The sequence below is a fragment of the Kluyvera sp. genome (assembly GCF_047971185.1).
Taxonomy (GTDB): domain Bacteria; phylum Pseudomonadota; class Gammaproteobacteria; order Enterobacterales; family Enterobacteriaceae; genus Kluyvera.
In genome coordinates this window covers 43512-60988 of sequence record NZ_JBKDZH010000094.1, presented here as the reverse complement: position 1 = coordinate 60988, position 17477 = coordinate 43512, and the positions used below count along the sequence as shown (strand labels likewise).

The following is a 17477-nucleotide window of genomic DNA, read 5'->3' as shown; positions in this document are numbered from 1 at the left end:
TTGTACCAGTAGTTCCAGCCCAGCGCGAAGCCGAAGCCCTCTTCCACATCGTTCTGGCCGTAGGTCGCGAAAGAGCCGGATACCGGCATATACGCCGCCCGCTCGCCCAGACTGGTCATCAGGAAGTACACCATCAGGCCACTCAGAATATAGGAAAACAGCGCGCCGCCCGGGCCCGCCTGAGAACTGGTTGCGCCGGACGCAACAAACAGACCTGTACCGATCGAACCGCCAATGGCGATCATCGTCAGGTGACGCGCCTTGAGTTCGCGACGTAGCGCGGGCGCTTGTGTGGTTTTCGTTTCGGAACCCATGTGAAAATGCTATCCATCCAAAAAATGAGGCGCGATTGTAGCAGACGATGCCCACATATCACGGTAGAAATGCGCAGTTATAAGAGACCTTCATGATTGGTCTCTTATTATAAGTAAAGCATTCAATAGCAGATTTAGATATCACAGTAGTGCAGAAAGCGCTTAAGCGCATTCGACAGGTGCTTTTGCCGATGATGAATGCGCCATAAGGTACGGCTCAGCTTCGGCAGCGGAATAGTCACCTCCACCAGCGTACCGGCCTCCAGCTGCTCGGCAATCACCCGCCGCGACAGACAGCTGATGCCCAGATCGTGGCGCACCGCGTGCTTAATGGCCTCGGAGTTACCCAGCTCCATGCCCATCTGGAACTGCGGCAGATGAGACAGCAGCAGGTAATCGACAATTTCACGCGTACCCGAGCCTTTTTCGCGCAGGATCCACGGCGCCATCGCCAGTTTATCCAGCGTCACCTCACCCAGCAGCCAGGCGCTGTTCGGCGCGCAGAACACCACCAGCTCATCCTCCAGCCACGGTTCGGCAATAATATCCGCCGAATGGCACGGCCCTTCAATCAGGCCGATGTCGACGCGAAAATCGGCCACCGCGTTGATCACGTCCTGGCTGTTGCCGACGCTCAGCTCCAGCGGCAGGGTCGGAAAATCTTTGCGGTAACGGGCGATAACCCCCGGCAGAATGTAGTTACCGATGGTACTGCTGGCGTACACGCGGATCGCGCCGTTGTCTTCACGAAACAGCTGTTCAATCTCCCCCGCCTGCTCCAGCAGCGCCAGCGCGCGCGGGTACAGCAGCCGCCCGTGTTCGTTCACCACCAGCCGCTTGCCGACGCGGTCGAACAGCTGCACGCCGAGCTGGCCTTCCAGGTCGGTCAGCGCCGCGCTGACCGCCGACTGCGAGAGCGCCAGCATCTGCGATGCCTGAGTAGTGGAGCCGCTTTTCAGAACTTCAGCAAAAACCTCTAACTGACGCAATGTAATGTGCATAGCGCTTCGGCCCGTCAGGCCGCCCTTACCAGTTATTACGATTAATTATAAATATATAATCAATTTTATCTTTAAGCCAGCCGAGCGTAACCTTTTAGCCAGACAAAGGAGAAGGCTATGACACAGGTCACCTTAGAAACGCATCATCATCGCGGTATCAAACATTTTATCCCCGGGTTAGCGCTAAGCGCCGTCATTACCGGCGCGGCAGTGTGGATCGGCAATATTCCGGCCGTTGCAGGCGTCGGCATGAGCGCGCTGACGCTGGCCATCCTGTTCGGGATGGTGATTGGTAACACGATTTACCCGAAACTCTGGCAGTCCTGCGACGGCGGCGTGCTGTTCGCCAAGCAGCATTTACTGCGTCTGGGCATCATTCTTTACGGCTTCCGTCTGACCTTCGCCCAGATTGCGGACGTGGGCGTCAGCGGTATCATCATCGACGCGCTGACGCTGTGCAGCACCTTTATGATGGCCTGCTGGCTCGGGCAAAAAGTGTTCGGCCTGGATAAACAGACCAGCTGGCTGATCGGTGCCGGTAGCAGCATCTGCGGTGCCGCCGCGGTACTGGCCACCGAGCCGGTAATTAAAGCTGAGGCCAGTAAAGTCACCGTCGCGGTGGCAACCGTGGTGATCTTCGGGACGCTGGCTATCTTTATCTACCCGGCGATGTACCCACTGCTGGCGCACTGGTTCAGCCCGGAAACCTACGGCATCTATATCGGTTCGACCATGCACGAAGTGGCGCAGGTCGTGGCGGCAGGCCATGCGGTAACGCCGGAAACGGAAAACGCGGCGGTGATTGCCAAAATGCTGCGCGTCATGATGCTGGCTCCGTTCCTGCTGTTCATGGCAGCGCGTGTAAAACAGCTGGCTCCGGCTGGTGCGACCGAGAAAAGCAAAATCACGATCCCATGGTTTGCCATCATGTTTATCGTGGTCACTATCTTTAACTCGTTCCACCTGCTGCCGAACAGCGTTGTGCAGATGCTGATTACGCTCGACACCATCCTGCTGGCGATGGCGATGGCGGCGCTGGGCGTCACCACTCACGTTAGCGCGCTGAAAAAAGCCGGCGCTAAACCGCTGATGATGGCGCTGGTGCTGTTCGTCTGGCTGATTGTCGGCGGCGGCGCGATCAACGTCGTCATCCACAGCGTAATGGCATAAACGACAACGACTAACCCCCTCGAACCCGCTATACTCACTCTCCCAATTTGAGTATGGCGGGTTTAATTTTTATGAAATACATCGGAGCGCACGTCAGCGCCGCAGGCGGTCTGGCCAACGCCGCAATTCGGGCCGCAGAAATCGAAGCGACCGCTTTCGCCCTGTTCACCAAAAATCAGCGTCAGTGGCGCGCCGCGCCGTTGACCAGCGAGGTGATCGACGACTTCAAAGCCGCCTGTGAAAAATATCACTACACCCCGGCGCAAATTCTTCCTCACGACAGCTACCTGATTAACCTCGGCCACCCGGTTGAAGAAGCGCTGGAGAAATCCCGCGAGGCCTTTCTCGACGAGCTGACGCGCTGTCAGCAACTGGGGCTGACGCTGCTGAACTTCCATCCGGGTAGCCACCTGCTGCAAATTGATGAAGATAAATGCCTGGCGCGGATTGCCGAATCCATCAACATCGCGCTGGCGCAAACCGAAGGCGTGACGGCGGTGATTGAAAACACCGCCGGCCAGGGCAGCAATCTCGGCTTTAAGTTCGAGCACCTGGCGGCCATCATCGACGGCGTAGAAGACAAGTCGCGCGTTGGCGTCTGCATCGATACCTGCCACGCGTTTGCCGCGGGCTATGACCTGCGCACCGCGGAAGCCTGCACGGAAACCTTCGCCGAGTTCGAGCGCATCGTCGGTTTCCAGTACCTGCGCGGCATGCACCTGAACGACGCCAAAAGCGAGTTCGGCAGCCGCGTTGACCGCCATCATAGCCTGGGCGAAGGTAACATCGGCCACGATGCGTTCCGCTTTATCATGCAGGACAACCGCTTTGACGGCATTCCGCTGGTGCTGGAAACCATCAATCCGGATATCTGGGCAGAAGAGATTGCGTGGCTGAAAGCACAGCAGGCTGAGTCCGCGGCCGCTTGATTCCCCGGTGGCGCTGCGCTTACCGGGACTACAGATTCGGGTAGGCATGATAAGGCGTAGCCGCCATCAGGCGTAAAAAAAGGGCCGAATCATCGGCCCTTTTTTATCTTCGTCGAACGCTTACGCTTTCGCCACTACCTCGCCTTCCGGGCGCTTCACCACCGCGTAAGACAGGCCCGCCACCAGCGTACCGGCAACAATTGCCACCAGGTAGCCCAGCACCGGCGTGATAGCGCCTGGGATCAGCAGGACAAACAGACCGCCGTGCGGCGCCATCAGCTTCGCCCCCACCGCCATCGAAATAGCGCCGGTCACCGCGCCGCCCACGATACAGCAAGGCAGAACGCGCATCGGGTCACGGGCAGCGAACGGAATCGCCCCTTCAGAGATAAAGCACAGGCCGAGTACCAGCGCCGCTTTACCACCTTCACGTTGACCTTTGTCGAACTTGTTACGCGCAACCAGCGTGGCGATACCCATCGCCAGCGGTGGCACCATCCCCGCCGCCATAATCGCCGCCATCGGCGCATAGGTCTGGGTAGACAGCAGGCCGACGCCGAAGGCGTATGCCGCTTTGTTTACCGGGCCGCCCATATCGGTACACATCATCGCACCGAGGATTGCGCCCAGCAGGACCGCGTTAGCCGTGCCCATGGTTTGCAGCCAGTGGGTCAGCCAGTTCAGCAGCGCCGCAACCGGCGTACCGATCAGGTAGATCATCGCCAGGCCGACAATCAGGCTGGAGACCAGCGGGATGATCAGAATCGGCTTCAGCGCTTCCATGCTCGGCGGCAGCTTCAGCTTAGTGCTGATAAACTTCGCCGCGTAACCCGCGAGGAAGCCCGCGATAATACCGCCAATAAAGCCGGAACCGCCGCTCACCGCCAGCATACCGCCGATCAGACCCGGCGTCAGACCCGGACGGTCAGCGATGGAGAAGGCAATAAAGCCCGCAAGCACCGGCACCATCAGGGCAAAGGCAGAGCCGCCGCCGATTTGCATCAGCGCCGCCGCCAGCGTGCCCTGCTGTTCAAACGCTTTAATCCCGAACGCGAAGGAAAGCGCGATACACAGACCGCCCGCCACCACCATCGGCAGCATGTAAGAAACGCCGGTCAGCAGGTGACGATACGCCCCGCCGCCGCTCTCTTTTTTCGCCGCGTCGGCAGGCGATTTGCTCTGGCCAGCAGGCTGGTAAGGCTTAGCCTCGACCATCGCTTTATCCAGCTCCTGCGCGGTTTTCTTCAGCGCCAGGCCGGTGGTGGTGCGATACATCGGTTTTCCGGCAAATTTCGCCAGATCCACTTCGATATCCGCCGCCACGATCACCAGATCCGCCTGTTCAACTTCTTCCGGGGTGATGGCGTTGCCAGCACCGACGGAACCGCGGGTTTCCACTTTCACCCACAGGCCGCGTTTTTTGGCTTCGGTTTCAATTGCTTCCGCCGCCATAAAGGTGTGCGCGACGCCGGTTGGGCACGCGGTTACTGCAACAATACGCTTCACCGCGCCGGTGGCGGTCGGCTCGGCCTGCGCCGGAGCCTCGTAAGGCAGCGCGTGCGATTTGGCTTCGCTCAGGAACAGCTCCGGATGCGAAACCGCCCGGTTGATGTCGCCAAGGTAAACCTGTTTGCCCGCCAGCGCGGTATCGGCTGGCAGCGTGGAGCCCAGCACAATTGCTAGCTCGGCGTCGTTCGGGTTATCAATTAACTCCAGGCGCGCTTTTTGCGCCGCCGCGCCCAGCAGGGTCTTCGCCATATAAGCACGAGCCTGTCCGAGTTTGGCATCGATAATCAGCAGCGTTTTCATACGCCTCTCCTGCTGTTAGTTAAAGGGTTTCAGGTCGACACGCGCCATCATCGCGGCCAACTGGGTACGATCGGTGATCCCGACGTTGCTCTGGCTGACAGCCAGTGCGGCAACCGCCGTTGCCAGACGCAGGGTGTGCTCGCTGGATTCACGCATCAGCAGGCCATAGATCAGGCCACCAACCATTGAATCCCCTGCGCCTACGGTACTGACCACTTCCATTGACGGCGGCTTCGCAATCCACTCGCCGGAGGCGTTAACCCACAGCGCGCCTTCCGCACCCAGCGAAATGACGACGTGGGCAATCCCCTGCTCACGCAGCGCGTGGGCGGCTTCAATCACATCTTTCATTTCCGGCAGCTTACGGCCTGCCCAGATTTCCAGCTCGCGACGGTTCGGCTTCACCAGCCACGGCGCGGCTTTCAGACCGGCAACCAGCGCTTCGCGGCTGCTGTCAAAAATAATGCATGGGCACTGGCTGCGCAGACGCGTCATCCAGTCGGTGAACGCTTCCGGGCTGACGCCCGCCGGCAGACTACCGCTGACGCACACCATGTCGAACTGGCCCAGCCAGCTCAGAGAATCATTAACAAAACGCTCCCAGTCAGCTGGCGTCACTTCAAAACCGGAGAAGTTGAAGTCGGTGACTTCGCCGTCTTTTTCCGTCAGCTTAACGTTAATACGCGTACGACCCTGCACCACCTGGAAACGGTTGGCGATGCCCAGCTCGCTGAACAGCTGCTGAAAACCGTCCTGGTTATCTTTCCCCAGGAAGCCGCCGACGGTGACGTCGATGCCGAGATCTTTCAGCACTTTGGCAACGTTAATGCCTTTACCCGCCGCGTGCAGCCCGGTGGTACGCACCAGGTTCACTTCGCCGCGTTCAATTTCCGGCGTAAACCCTACCAAATCATAGGCCGGGTTTAAGGTAATTGTGGCAACTCTTCTGCTCATTTATGCGCCCTCCCCAAGGCCTGAAGCAATTGCTTCGCCAATGGCGTCCAGCGCCTGACGAGCGTCATCACCCTGGGCGGTAAAGCGCAGGCGATGACCTTTTTTGACACCCAGCGCGACAACCTTCATCAGGCTGCGACCGTTGGCCGGTTTACCGCTGCCGTCAAGGTTGGTGACGGTGATGTCGCTATTAAACTTTTTAATGGTGTTCACCAGCATGGTGCCCGGGCGGGCATGCAGGCCGTGTTCGTTGCGAATAACAAATTCTTCGCTCAGCTGGTCGTCAGCCGCGGCGTCATCGCTGGTCAGTAGCGCCAGCAGCGTGGCGGCATCGGCTTTCAGCAGACGTTCAGCTTTATTGTCCAGCAGCAGGTTGATCAGGCGGTTAAGCACCGTAGTCGGCTGCGCATCGGCCATCGCCACGGTGATCAGCACGGAAGCCGTCGCCTCGCCCACGGAGAACGGCGCGGCCGCGCGGCTAACCGCGATGGCGCTGCGCAGGTTGCCCTCGGCGCTGTCGTTCAGCCAGATGCCCTGACCCAGATTCAGCGGCTGCTCGTTGATCACTTTCGCCACGAAGTTAGCATCCGCAGCGCCGGCTTCTTTCAGACGTGCGGCGTTCAGCGCCTGCAGAGTCACCAGGTCGCTGGCGACGACGTCCAGCGACAGCATATCGTTGTCCAGCTTCAGCGCTTCGCTTTGCTTTTCGCCCATCAGCAGCGCACGCAGCTCTTCAGCGGTGGTCGCCGTTTTCAGCTGTTCAGCTACCTCGTCATCGCTCAGCACGTGCGTCAGCTGACGCAGCAGCCCCAGATGCTCGTCGGAGCTGGCGGCAATACCGATGGCGACATACGCGGTCTGCCCTTCACCCCAGGTCACGCCCTGCGGGAACTGATAAACCTGTACGCCGGTTTTCAGCACCTGATCGCGGGTATCGGTGGTGCCGTGCGGAATGGCAATGCCGTTGCCTAAGAACGTGGAGGTTTGTTGCTCACGCGCCAGCATACCGGCGACGTAGCCTTCCGCAACGTTACCCGCGCTAACCAGCGCAGCGGCAACCTGACGAATAGCCTCTTCTTTATTCGCGGCCTGCTGGCCGGGATGGATATCCTGAACAGTTAACTGGAACATGGTTCCCCTCGCTCGCTGAATTGAATCGATTCAGCTTCTGTGAGAAAAAATCGTCGTACTTAGCGCGAAAAGTGCTGAAGCCGACGCTGAAACGTTTCAATAATTTTGTGCCTTTCTTAATCAGCCTGCAAGTTATGCCGTAAACTTGATCGCATAAATTAGATCTACAGCACATTTCGTTAGCATTCTCGCCACATTTGCTGAAGCGCCAGGACGACACCTTCAATCACTTCAGCATGATGTAAGCTAGTTTTTGAAATGGGTTTTTATTTTTCCGTGCCAAATTTGATTCAGGTGACTGTTTATTTTCTGACTCGCGGCGTAAACTCGCCGCCTCTCCTACAGTGACCGATAAAACACCATGCAAAACAGTACCGCCGCCGCCCCTCGGCGATCGCTTGATTTTACTTCGTCCTCTTTTTTGATCGTCGCATTTTTAACCGGTATCGCCGGCGCCCTGCAAACCCCGACGCTGAGCCTGTTTCTCAGCAATGAGGTCCACGTCCGCCCGGCGATGGTGGGTTTCTTCTTTACCGGTAGCGCGGTGATCGGCATTTTCGTCAGCCAGTTTCTGGCGGGCTATTCGGATAAGCGCGGCGACCGCAAAAATCTGATCGTCTTCTGCTGCCTGCTGGGCGTACTGGCCTGCGTGCTGTTCGCCTGGAACCGCAACTACTTTGTTCTGCTATTCATCGGCGTGTTCCTCAGCAGCTTCGGCTCCACCGCCAACCCGCAGATGTTTGCTCTCGCCCGAGAGCATGCCGATAAAACCGGTCGCGAAGCGGTGATGTTCAGCTCGATCATGCGTGCCCAGGTGTCGCTGGCGTGGGTGATTGGTCCGCCGCTGGCCTATGCGCTGGCCATGGGCTTCGGTTTTACGGCGATGTATCTGTCAGCGGCGGTGGCGTTTGTGGTTTGCGGAGCGATGGTCTGGTTGTTTCTACCGACCATGCGCAAAGAGAAAGTGGCCATGAGCGGCGCCATCCAGGCCCCGCGCACCAACCGTAAAGACGCGCTGCTGCTGTTTGTCATCTGTACCCTGATGTGGGGGACCAACAGCCTCTATATCATCAACATGCCGCTGTACATCATTAATGAGCTGCACCTGCCGGAGAAACTGGCCGGGGTGATGATGGGCACCGCCGCCGGGCTGGAAATCCCGACGATGCTGATTGCCGGCTACTTTGCGAAACGGCTGGGGAAACGCTTCCTGATGCGCGTGGCGGCGGTAGCGGGCCTATGCTTCTATATTAGCATGCTGACCTTCAACAGCCCGACGTTGCTGCTGGCGATGCAGCTGCTGAACGCGGTGTATATCGGAATTCTCGGCGGTATTGGCATGCTCTATTTCCAGGATCTGATGCCGGGCCAGGCCGGTTCAGCCACGACGCTGTACGCCAACACGTCGCGCGTGGGCTGGATTATCGCCGGTTCACTGGCGGGCGTGGTGGCGGAAATCTGGAACTATCACACCGTGTTCTGGATTGCGCTGGTGCTGTGTGTAGCCACCATCGGCTGCCTGATGCGGATTAAAGACGTTTAGGGCGCGGTCTGCGCCTCAAGATGCAGTAGCCAGGTCATCGCCTCCTCCCGGCTCGCGCCGCACATGTCGCGTGCCGGCTGTAGCCCGGCGCACACCTTCGGGCGCAGAGGTGAAGTAAAGATTTTGCAGCGCTGATGCTCGTCCAGCTGCACGCAGGGCGTGTTAGCCGGTTTGCCGTGGGGCATGCCGGGGATCGGGCTGGAGATTGACGGTGCAGTGCAGCAAGCCCCGCAGTCCGGACGACATTCCATCGCGGGTTCTCAGTTAAGGTGTTGAGGTGGTTGTGGCGCACAGTACCACCTTTTAATAAGGGTTAGCAAAAGCCTTTAATTCCCCTTGCCTGAAACGCCCGGCGCGAGTACTTTTACGCGATATTTTTGACACCCTTTTCACAGGATAATTGCAATGCCAAGAGCGAACGAAATTAAAAAAGGTATGGTGCTGAATTACAACGGCAAGCTGCTGATTGTAAAAAACATTGATATTCAGTCACCGAGCGCCCGCGGCGCCGCAACGCTGTACAAAATGCGTTTTTCCGACGTCAGCACCGGCCTGAAAGTGGAAGAGCGTTTTAAGGGCGACGATATGGTCGATACCGTGACCCTGAACCGCCGCTTCGTTGACTTCTCCTACATCGACGGCAACGAATACGTGTTTATGGATAAAGAAGACTACACCCCGTATATCTTCTCCCACGACCAGATTGCGGAAGAGCTGCAGTTTATCCCGGAAGGCGGTATGCCTGACATGCAGGTTCTGCTGTGGGACGGCCAGGTGCTGGCGCTGGAACTGCCGCAGACCGTGGATCTGGAAATCGTGGAAACGGCGCCGGGCATCAAAGGCGCGTCCGCCAGCTCCCGCACCAAACCGGCAACGCTGACCACCGGTCTGGTGGTGCAGGTACCGGAATACCTGACCAGCGGCGAGAAGATCCGCATTCATATCGAAGAAAAACGCTATATGGGCCGCGCAGACTAAGCGTTGCCTTCCCCGGAGTCGGCGCTTCGCCCCTCGTCCGGGTTAGAAGTTACGCTTCATTGTAGCCCGGCCGAACGAAGTGACGCCGGGAAAGCAAAAAAGGACAGCCAGGCGGCTGTCCTTTTTTTGTGCTGCGTTCTCCTCCCCCACCGGCGCGCATCTCGAGGCCCAAGCGCGCCCCGATGGGTAAGGAAAATCAGAAATTACAGCAGATCGCGGAACTTGGTCATTTTCAGCGCCAGCTCAACGCCGCGCACTTCCGCCAGACCTTTCAGACGACCAATCGCGGAGTAGCCCGGGTTGGTTTTCTTTTTCAGATCGTCCAGCATCTGGTGACCGTGGTCAGGGCGCATCGGGATCTGACGCAGGTCGCCCGCTTTTTTACGGCGCTGCTCTTCGGTCAGGATGGCGTCAACCACCGCCACCATGTTCACGTCGCCCTGCAGGTGCGCGGCTTCGTGGAAGGTTTTCGGGTTCTCTTCACGGCAGGTAGAACGCAGGTGCGTGAAGTGAATACGATCGCCGAAGGTTTCAATCATTTTCACCAGGTCGTTATCGGCGCGCACGCCGTAAGAACCGGTGCACATAGTGAAGCCGTTGTTGATGCTGTTAACGGTCTCTTTCAGCCACTGCATATCTTCAATGGTGGAAACGATACGCGGCAGGCCGAGGATCGGGCGCGGCGGATCGTCCGGGTGTACGGCAAGGCGCACGCCCACTTCTTCCGCAACCGGCACAATCGCGCGCAGGAATACGGCCATGTTTTCACGCAGCTGATCTTTGCTGATGTGGTCGTATTCCGCCAGGCGCGCGCGGAACTGGTCAAGGGTATAGCCCTCTTCCGCACCCGGCAGGCCAGCGATGATGTTGCGGGTCAGCCTGGTGACTTCCGCTTCGCTCATGGCGTTGAAATAGTCCTGCGCCTGACGCTGCTCTTCGGCGGTATAGTCCGCTTCTGCGCCTTCACGCTTCAGGATATGCAGTTCAAACGCCGCAAAGGCGATCTGGTCAAAACGCAGCGCTTTAGAACCGTCTTCCAGCGTGTACTCCAGGTCGGTACGCGTCCAGTCGAGGATCGGCATGAAGTTATAGCACACGGTATCGATGCCGCATTCTGCCAGGTTGCGAATGCTCTGCTGATAGTTCGCAATCCAGGTCTGGCACTGGCCAGAAGCGGTTTTGATATCTTCGTGAACCGGAATACTTTCGACGACGGACCAGGTCAGCCCCTTTTCCGCCAGCAGCGCCTGACGCGCTTTAATTTCTTCAACCGGCCATACCTGACCGTTCGGGATATGGTGCAATGCCGTGACTACGCCGGTGGCGCCAGCCTGACGCACATCATCAAGAGATACCGGATCGTTCGGGCCGTACCAACGCCAGGTTTGTTCCATTGCCTCACCTCTGAAAGTTGTTATACCAATAAATTCGCTGTTAATGACGACTACCATACATGTTTATTCCGGACCGTCAAATAATCCGCCTGGATTGATTGATCCAGCTCACACTAACGCGATAAATACGGCACACCAATTTAATTTGCTGTCATATAACTTTACACTGCCGACGTTAATTAATCGTTAATCGGATGTGTAGACAATGAAGACAATCGCCTCGTGCACCCTCCCCGCCAGCGTACAGTTACCCCAATATGATAGACAACAGCTGCGCTCGCGGATTGTGCATTTCGGCTTCGGCGCCTTTCACCGCGCGCACCAGGCGCTGTTGACGAACCGGGTGCTGAATCAACACGGCGGCGACTGGGGCATCTGCGAGATCAGCCTGTTCAGCGGCGACGTGCTGATGAGCCAGCTGCGTCAGCAGGATCATCTGTTTACCGTGATGGAGAAAAGCGCGGCGGGCAATCAGCCAATTATTATCGGTGCGGTACATGAGTGCCTTAACGCGAAGCTCGATTCTCTGGCGGCGATCATCGAAAAATTCTGCGAGCCGCAGGTGGCGATCGTCTCGCTGACCATCACCGAAAAAGGTTATTGCATCGATCCGGCCACCGGCCATCTGGATTTGACCCAGCCCAGGATCGTCCACGATCTGCAATCGCCTGACGAACCGCATTCCGCACCGGGGATCCTCGTCGAAGCGCTATCCCGCCGCCGTGAACGCGGCCTGCCGGCGTTTACCGTTCTCTCCTGCGACAACATTCCCGACAACGGCCACGTAGTGAAAAATGCGGTACTGGACATGGCTACCCGGCGCGACCCGCAGCTGGCAAGCTGGATTGCCGAACACGTCAGCTTCCCTGGCACCATGGTTGACCGTATTGTCCCGGCGGCCACCGACGCATCGCTGGCGGAAATCACCGCCGAGCTTGGCGTTGAAGATCCTTGCGCCATCAGCTGTGAGCCGTTTATTCAGTGGGTGATTGAAGATAACTTCGTTGCCGGGCGTCCCGACTGGGGCAGCGTGGGCGCGCAGATGGTGGATGACGTTCTGCCCTGGGAAGAGATGAAGCTGCGAATGCTGAACGGCAGCCATTCTTTCCTCGCCTACCTCGGCTATCTGGCGGGCTATGCGCACATCAGCGACTGTATGCAGGATGCCTCTTACCGCCGTGCCGCCCGTCACCTGATGATGGCCGAACAGGCGCCGACCCTGCGTATTTCCGGCGTCGATCTCGGCGCCTATGCCGATAGCCTGATCGAACGTTTCAGCAACCCGGCGCTTCAGCACCGCACCTGGCAAATCGCCATGGACGGCAGCCAGAAACTGCCGCAACGGCTGCTCGATGGTATTCGCATTCATCTGCGCCAGGGTAGCGCCTGGCCGCTGCTGGCGCTGGGCGTGGCCGCCTGGATGCGCTACGTGAGCGGCGTTGACGATGCGGGCAACGCCATTGATATTCGCGATCCGCTGGCGGAGAAAATTCGCTCGATTGTCGGCAACAGCAACGATGAAAACCGCGTGGCCGCGCTGCTCACGCTCAACGAAATCTTCGGCAACGACCTCCCCGCCAACCCGCAGTTTGTTCAGGCGGTGGAAGCTGCCTGGCAAAGTCTGGTGCGCGAAGGCGCGCGTCAGGCGGTGCTGACGGCGCTGAACCGTTAACGTTTCCTGTCTTCAGGCGGGCCATTTTCTCTCCGGCCCGCTTCAGCGCTTCTCTTTTGTTCCCGTTTTCGCCAGGATAAAGTGATCCAGGTAACACTGTTCTCTCTTTCATCCCGGAGTTTTCGTGACTAAAACCAATCTGATCACCGGCTTTCTCGGCAGCGGTAAAACCACCTCCATTCTGCACCTGTTAGCCCATAAGCCCGCCGATGAAAAATGGGCCGTACTGGTCAACGAATTTGGCGAAGTGGGCATCGACGGCGCGCTGCTGGCCGACAGCGGCGCGTTGCTGAAGGAAATTCCCGGCGGTTGCATGTGCTGCGTGAACGGCCTGCCGATGCAGGTTGGCTTAAACACGCTGCTGCGCCAGGGGAAACCGGATCGTCTGCTGATTGAGCCAACCGGCCTGGGCCATCCGAAACAAATTCTCGATTTGCTGACCGCGCCGGTCTATGAACCGTGGATCGACCTGCGGGCGACGCTGTGCGTGATCGACTCGCGTCAGCTGCTGGACGACAAGATCCGCCACAACGAAAACTTCCGCGATCAGCTGGCGGCGGCCGACATTATCGTCAGCAATAAATCCGACCGCGCCACGGCGGAAAGCCAGCAAGAGATGAACCAGTGGTGGCAGCAGAACGGCGGCGAGCGCCTGCGCGTTGACGCCACTCAGGGCAATATCGACATCACCCTGCTCGACAGGCCGCGCAGCAATCGGGTGGAACTCACCGCCAGCGCCGCCCATTCCCACTCGCATCCCTCGAACAAAGGGCTGGCGGCATTAAGCCTGCCGGAGCATCAGCGCTGGCGTCGCAGCGTCAACCAGGGACAAGGTTACTACGCCTGCGGCTGGATTTTTGACGCCGACACCACTTTTGACACCATCGGCCTGCTGGAGTGGGCGCGGCTGGCCCCGGTCGCCAGGCTGAAGGCCGTCATGCGTATTCCAGAGGGGCTGGTGCGCATTAACCGCCAGGGCGCAGACCTGCATATTGAAACGCAAAACGTCGCGCCGCCGGACAGCCGAATCGAGCTGATTAACGACGCCGAAAGCGACTGGAATACACTACAATCAGCGCTGTTGAAACTTCGTTTAGGGTGATACCGCTAAGGTTTGCGTCGAGACTAACTGCGGTAACTATGACCATGCGTACACGTTTTCCCTTGATTCTGTTACTTAACGCCGCCGGCGTGGCGTTATTTATGTCCTGGTATCTGCCCGAGAACCACGGGCTGTGGTCGACGCTCGACCTGGCGATTTTTCATTTCTTCAATCAGGGCCTGAGCGCTGACAATCTGGGCTATGCATGGTTTTTAGCCATCATCAACAACCGCGCCTTTGACGGCTGCGCGCTGCTGGCGATGGGCGGCCTGATGCTGAGCTTCTGGCTGAAAGAAGACCCCGACGGCCGCCGCCGCATTGTTGTTATTGGCCTGGTGATGCTGCTGGCGGCGGTGATTATCAACCAGCTGGCGCAGAACCTGATTCCGGTTACCCGCAGCAGCCCGTCGGTTTCTGTGCCGGGCGTACACCGCGTCAGAGACTTTATCGCCTTCTCCACCAAAGACGGCTCCCGCGACAGCTTCCCGGGCGACCACGGCATGATGCTGCTGATATTCGCCAGTTTCATGTTGCGCTATTTCGGCCGTCGCGCGTTCCTTATTTCACTGGTTATTTTTGTGGCTTTTGCCTTCCCACGGGTAATGATCGGCGCCCATTGGTTTACCGATATCGCCGTCGGTTCCCTGACCGCCGTGCTGATTGGGGTGCCATGGGTTCTGTTGACGCCGGTAAGCGATAAACTGATTGGGCTATTTGCCCGAAATTTACCCCATTTCACTAAAATGAATCGGGCTATTAAATAACCATTACGTCTGACATTCCGGAAAGAGGGCCTGGGCCCTCTTTTTATTTTTTTATCTGTTTCTCGTGAATGTCATCTGCGGGTCATAATATTCACCCGAATAATGAATGGGTTGCTGATTTTTTACTCACTAACGCCGAATTTTTACCCATTCACAAATTTTAACTTTGTGTATCACTATTTCTTATAAAAAATCGGCCAAAAGCGCTCGCAATGCCGCTTTCGTTAAGGTAATCTCATTCGCGTTTGTCGTTTCAAAGAGCAATTATTGTGGCCATAAAATAAAGTTTGTGCGCTGCGCCACAAATCTGAATTCAAAGAATTGTCTCATTGATTGCGTGTATTTAGTCTCAGACGCGTTTGGCATTTTTTATAACGGCTACGGTCGTAAGGACTTCAAGGGAAAACAACGAAAATGGTCAAATCTCAGCCGATTTTGAGATATATCTTGCGAGCGATTCCAGCAGTAGCAGTCGCGGTTCTGCTTTCTGCATGTAGTTCAACCAGTAATACCGCGAAGAACATGCATTCTGAGACGCATGCTGTGGGTAGCGAAGATACTTCGTCACTGCAAGCCTCTCAGGATGAATTTGAAAAGATGGTGCGTAACCTCGACGTGAAATCCCGTCTGATGGATCAATACGCAGGCTGGAAAGGCGTTCGTTATCGTCTCGGCGGTGACACCAAACGCGGCGTTGACTGCTCCAGCTTTGTACAGCGCACCTTCCGTGAACAGTTTGGTTTAGAACTGCCGCGCTCCACCTGGGAGCAGCAGGAAACGGGCAAAGCCGTTTCGCGCAGTCAGCTTCGTACCGGTGATTTAGTGCTGTTCCGTGCCGGTTCTACCGGTCGCCACGTTGGCATTTATATTGGTAACAATCAGTTCGTACATGCATCCACCAGCAGCGGTGTGACGATTTCCAGCATGAATGAACCGTACTGGAACAAGCGTTACAACGAGGCTCGCCGCGTACTGAGCCGTTCGTAATGCCGTTTAGCGTCAGTTTCCCTTGGCTGACGGTAAGCATAAAAAAAGCACTGCTTCGGCAGTGCTTTTTTTATGCTTCATCAGTATTCTTTTCTTTAGAGTTCCGTAGCATAGAGAAGTTGAATGTTCACCCGTTATTCGTCGATTAACCGTCGTATTATATTTACCAGCGTTATTGCTGGTCTGCTGATTGCTCTGCTTGCCGGGGTGATGCAGTTTTCTATATTCCATCATCGTCGCGCGGTACAGTTCGACAACACCATCTCCAGCCTGCAGAACTACCTTAACGGCTACTTCAGCCAAATCCTCATCACCATGGATTCGCTACAAACGCTGACCATGAACCCGTGCGACGATGTGTCGTCCGAGCTGACCGCTCGCGCCGCGTTCAGCATGAACGTACGCGCGTTCCTGCTGGTGAAGGATCACATCGCCTACTGCTCCTCGGCCACCGGGCCGATGTCGATGCCGTTAAAAGATCTGGTGCCGGATCTCGATCTCAATAAAAACCACGTCATGGGGATCCTGCCCGGCACACCGATGATGCCCACCACGCCAGCCTTCGTGCTGTGGGTCAAAAGCCCGCTGCTGGAAAACCGCGGCATCTTCGCCTCGATTAACGCCAATTTAATGCCGTGGGTGCTCTATTCCTCAAAACAGACGCCGTACAACGGCGTAGCGCTGGTGGTTAACGGCAAAACGGCCATCTCCACCTTTAGCAGTAAACCTATCGCACTGAGCGAGATTACCGACACCGCGGTGCGCCACGTCAAAATTAAAGGCGTGCCGCTGGAGGTTTATCTCTATAGCAACGCCTCGAGCACCGACAACTCGCTGTTTGCGCTGCTTTTAGGGCTGACCTGCGGCCTGGTTGGCGGGATCCTGTGCTTCTATATCCTGACCATTCGCTCACGCCCGGGCAAAGAGATCCTCTCCGCCATCAAACATCATCAGTTCCATGTGGTGTATCAGCCGGTGGTGGATGCAAAGAATCGGCAGATTGGCGGCGTCGAAGCGCTGATGCGCTGGTCGCACCCGACGGCGGGCAATATTCCGCCGGACGCCTTTATCAGCTTTGCCGAAGCGCAGAATCTGATTGTTCCTCTCACCCAGCATCTGTTTGAACTGATCGCCAATGACGCCGCGACGCTCAAAGAGATTCTGCCGCCGGGGGCGAAGCTCGGCATCAACATCGCGCCGGGGCATCTGCACGGCGAGAGTTTCCAGCAAGATATCCGTAAGCTGGCGGCGAGCCTGCCCGACAACTATTTCCAGCTGGTGCTGGAGATAACCGAACGCGACATGCTCCACCAGGAAAAGGCCATGAGCCTGTTTAGCTGGCTGCGCGGTGAAGGCGTCGAAGTGGCGATTGATGACTTCGGTACCGGCCACAGCGCGCTGATTTACCTCGAACGCTTTACCCTTGATTATCTGAAGATCGATCGCGGTTTTGTGAGCGCCATTGGCCGTGAGACGATCACCTCTCCGGTGCTGGACGCCGTGCTGACGCTAACCCAGCGGCTGGATATTGTGACAGTGGCGGAAGGCGTAGAAACCGAAGAGCAGGCGGCGTGGCTGCGCGATCACGGGGTGGATTACCTCCAGGGTTACCTGATAAGCCGCCCGCTGACGCTGAAGGATCTGCTGGCGGAATATCATAAGCCCGCAAATTATTTCACAAGTTAATCAAGCTCGATTAAGATTTCGTGGTAAAAGGTGTGTTCAATCA

Annotated in this window: 15 protein-coding genes and 1 pseudogene; 9 read left to right on the top strand and 7 right to left on the bottom strand. The window is 57.2% G+C overall.

The features are described 5' to 3' along the window. Both ACK5JN_RS20190 and yieE read right to left on the bottom strand, forming a co-directional pair. Window positions 1-314, bottom strand: a pseudogene (locus tag ACK5JN_RS20190) (lysine transporter); the annotation flags it as partial. Window positions 315-448: 134 nt separating this feature from the next. Then, a complete protein-coding gene (gene yieE, locus ACK5JN_RS20185) occupies window positions 449-1315 on the bottom strand; it encodes a DNA-binding transcriptional regulator YeiE (protein WP_416871788.1) in 867 nt (288 codons plus the stop codon). Window positions 1316-1432: 117 nt separating this feature from the next. Here yieE and ACK5JN_RS20180 point away from each other — a divergent pair, with 117 nt between their 5' ends. Together ACK5JN_RS20180 and nfo are read left to right on the top strand one after the other, a co-directional pair. Next, on the top strand, window positions 1433-2485 hold the full coding sequence (locus tag ACK5JN_RS20180) for a YeiH family protein (protein WP_416871787.1): 1053 nt from the start codon (window positions 1433-1435) through the stop codon (window positions 2483-2485). 71 nt (window positions 2486-2556) lie between these two features. Further along, window positions 2557-3414, top strand: a complete 858-nt coding sequence (nfo, locus tag ACK5JN_RS20175) for a deoxyribonuclease IV (protein WP_416871786.1) — start codon at window positions 2557-2559, stop codon at window positions 3412-3414. 120 nt (window positions 3415-3534) lie between these two features. On the opposite strand, the gene fruA is transcribed toward nfo, so the two are convergent. The 3 genes from fruA to fruB are packed head-to-tail and all read right to left on the bottom strand — an operon-like array spanning window position 3535 to window position 7308. After that, entirely contained in the window at window positions 3535-5223 is a 1689-nt protein-coding gene (fruA, locus tag ACK5JN_RS20170; protein WP_416871785.1) for a PTS fructose transporter subunit IIBC, read from the bottom strand. A gap of 15 nt (window positions 5224-5238) precedes the next feature. After that, entirely contained in the window at window positions 5239-6177 is a 939-nt protein-coding gene (fruK, locus tag ACK5JN_RS20165) for a 1-phosphofructokinase (RefSeq protein ID WP_182930294.1), read from the bottom strand. Further along, window positions 6178-7308, bottom strand: coding sequence for a fused PTS fructose transporter subunit IIA/HPr protein (gene fruB, locus ACK5JN_RS20160; RefSeq protein WP_416871784.1), 1131 nt, complete (start codon window positions 7306-7308; stop codon window positions 6178-6180). 361 nt (window positions 7309-7669) lie between these two features. Here fruB and setB point away from each other — a divergent pair, with 361 nt between their 5' ends. After that, window positions 7670-8851 (top strand): sugar efflux transporter SetB, encoded by a 1182-nt coding sequence (setB, locus tag ACK5JN_RS20155; RefSeq protein WP_416871783.1) that lies wholly within the window; start codon window positions 7670-7672, stop codon window positions 8849-8851. Here the strand turns inward: setB and ACK5JN_RS20150 are convergent. Continuing rightward, window positions 8848-9102, bottom strand: coding sequence for a YkgJ family cysteine cluster protein (locus ACK5JN_RS20150; RefSeq protein WP_416871782.1), 255 nt, complete (start codon window positions 9100-9102; stop codon window positions 8848-8850). The genes setB and ACK5JN_RS20150 overlap by 4 nt on opposite strands. Window positions 9103-9256: 154 nt before the next feature. Here ACK5JN_RS20150 and yeiP point away from each other — a divergent pair, with 154 nt between their 5' ends. Further along, window positions 9257-9829, top strand: a complete 573-nt coding sequence (gene yeiP, locus ACK5JN_RS20145; protein WP_106924386.1) for an elongation factor P-like protein YeiP — start codon at window positions 9257-9259, stop codon at window positions 9827-9829. A gap of 203 nt (window positions 9830-10032) precedes the next feature. Here the strand turns inward: yeiP and uxuA are convergent, their stop codons facing one another. Then, on the bottom strand, window positions 10033-11223 hold the full coding sequence (uxuA, locus tag ACK5JN_RS20140; protein WP_416871781.1) for a mannonate dehydratase: 1191 nt from the start codon (window positions 11221-11223) through the stop codon (window positions 10033-10035). A gap of 205 nt (window positions 11224-11428) precedes the next feature. Here uxuA and ACK5JN_RS20135 point away from each other — a divergent pair, with 205 nt between their 5' ends. From ACK5JN_RS20135 to ACK5JN_RS20115, 5 genes are all read left to right on the top strand, one after another. Beyond that, a complete protein-coding gene (locus ACK5JN_RS20135) occupies window positions 11429-12895 on the top strand; it encodes a mannitol dehydrogenase family protein (protein ID WP_416871780.1) in 1467 nt (488 codons plus the stop codon). A gap of 124 nt (window positions 12896-13019) precedes the next feature. After that, window positions 13020-13997, top strand: coding sequence for a CobW family GTP-binding protein (locus tag ACK5JN_RS20130; RefSeq protein WP_416871779.1), 978 nt, complete (start codon window positions 13020-13022; stop codon window positions 13995-13997). 44 nt (window positions 13998-14041) lie between these two features. Further along, entirely contained in the window at window positions 14042-14761 is a 720-nt protein-coding gene (locus tag ACK5JN_RS20125; protein ID WP_416871778.1) for a phosphatase PAP2 family protein, read from the top strand. A gap of 414 nt (window positions 14762-15175) precedes the next feature. Beyond that, on the top strand, window positions 15176-15748 hold the full coding sequence (gene mepS, locus ACK5JN_RS20120; protein ID WP_416871777.1) for a bifunctional murein DD-endopeptidase/murein LD-carboxypeptidase: 573 nt from the start codon (window positions 15176-15178) through the stop codon (window positions 15746-15748). 123 nt (window positions 15749-15871) lie between these two features. Further along, entirely contained in the window at window positions 15872-17434 is a 1563-nt protein-coding gene (locus ACK5JN_RS20115) for a cyclic di-GMP phosphodiesterase (RefSeq protein WP_416871776.1), read from the top strand. Window positions 17435-17477: the final 43 nt, after the last annotated feature.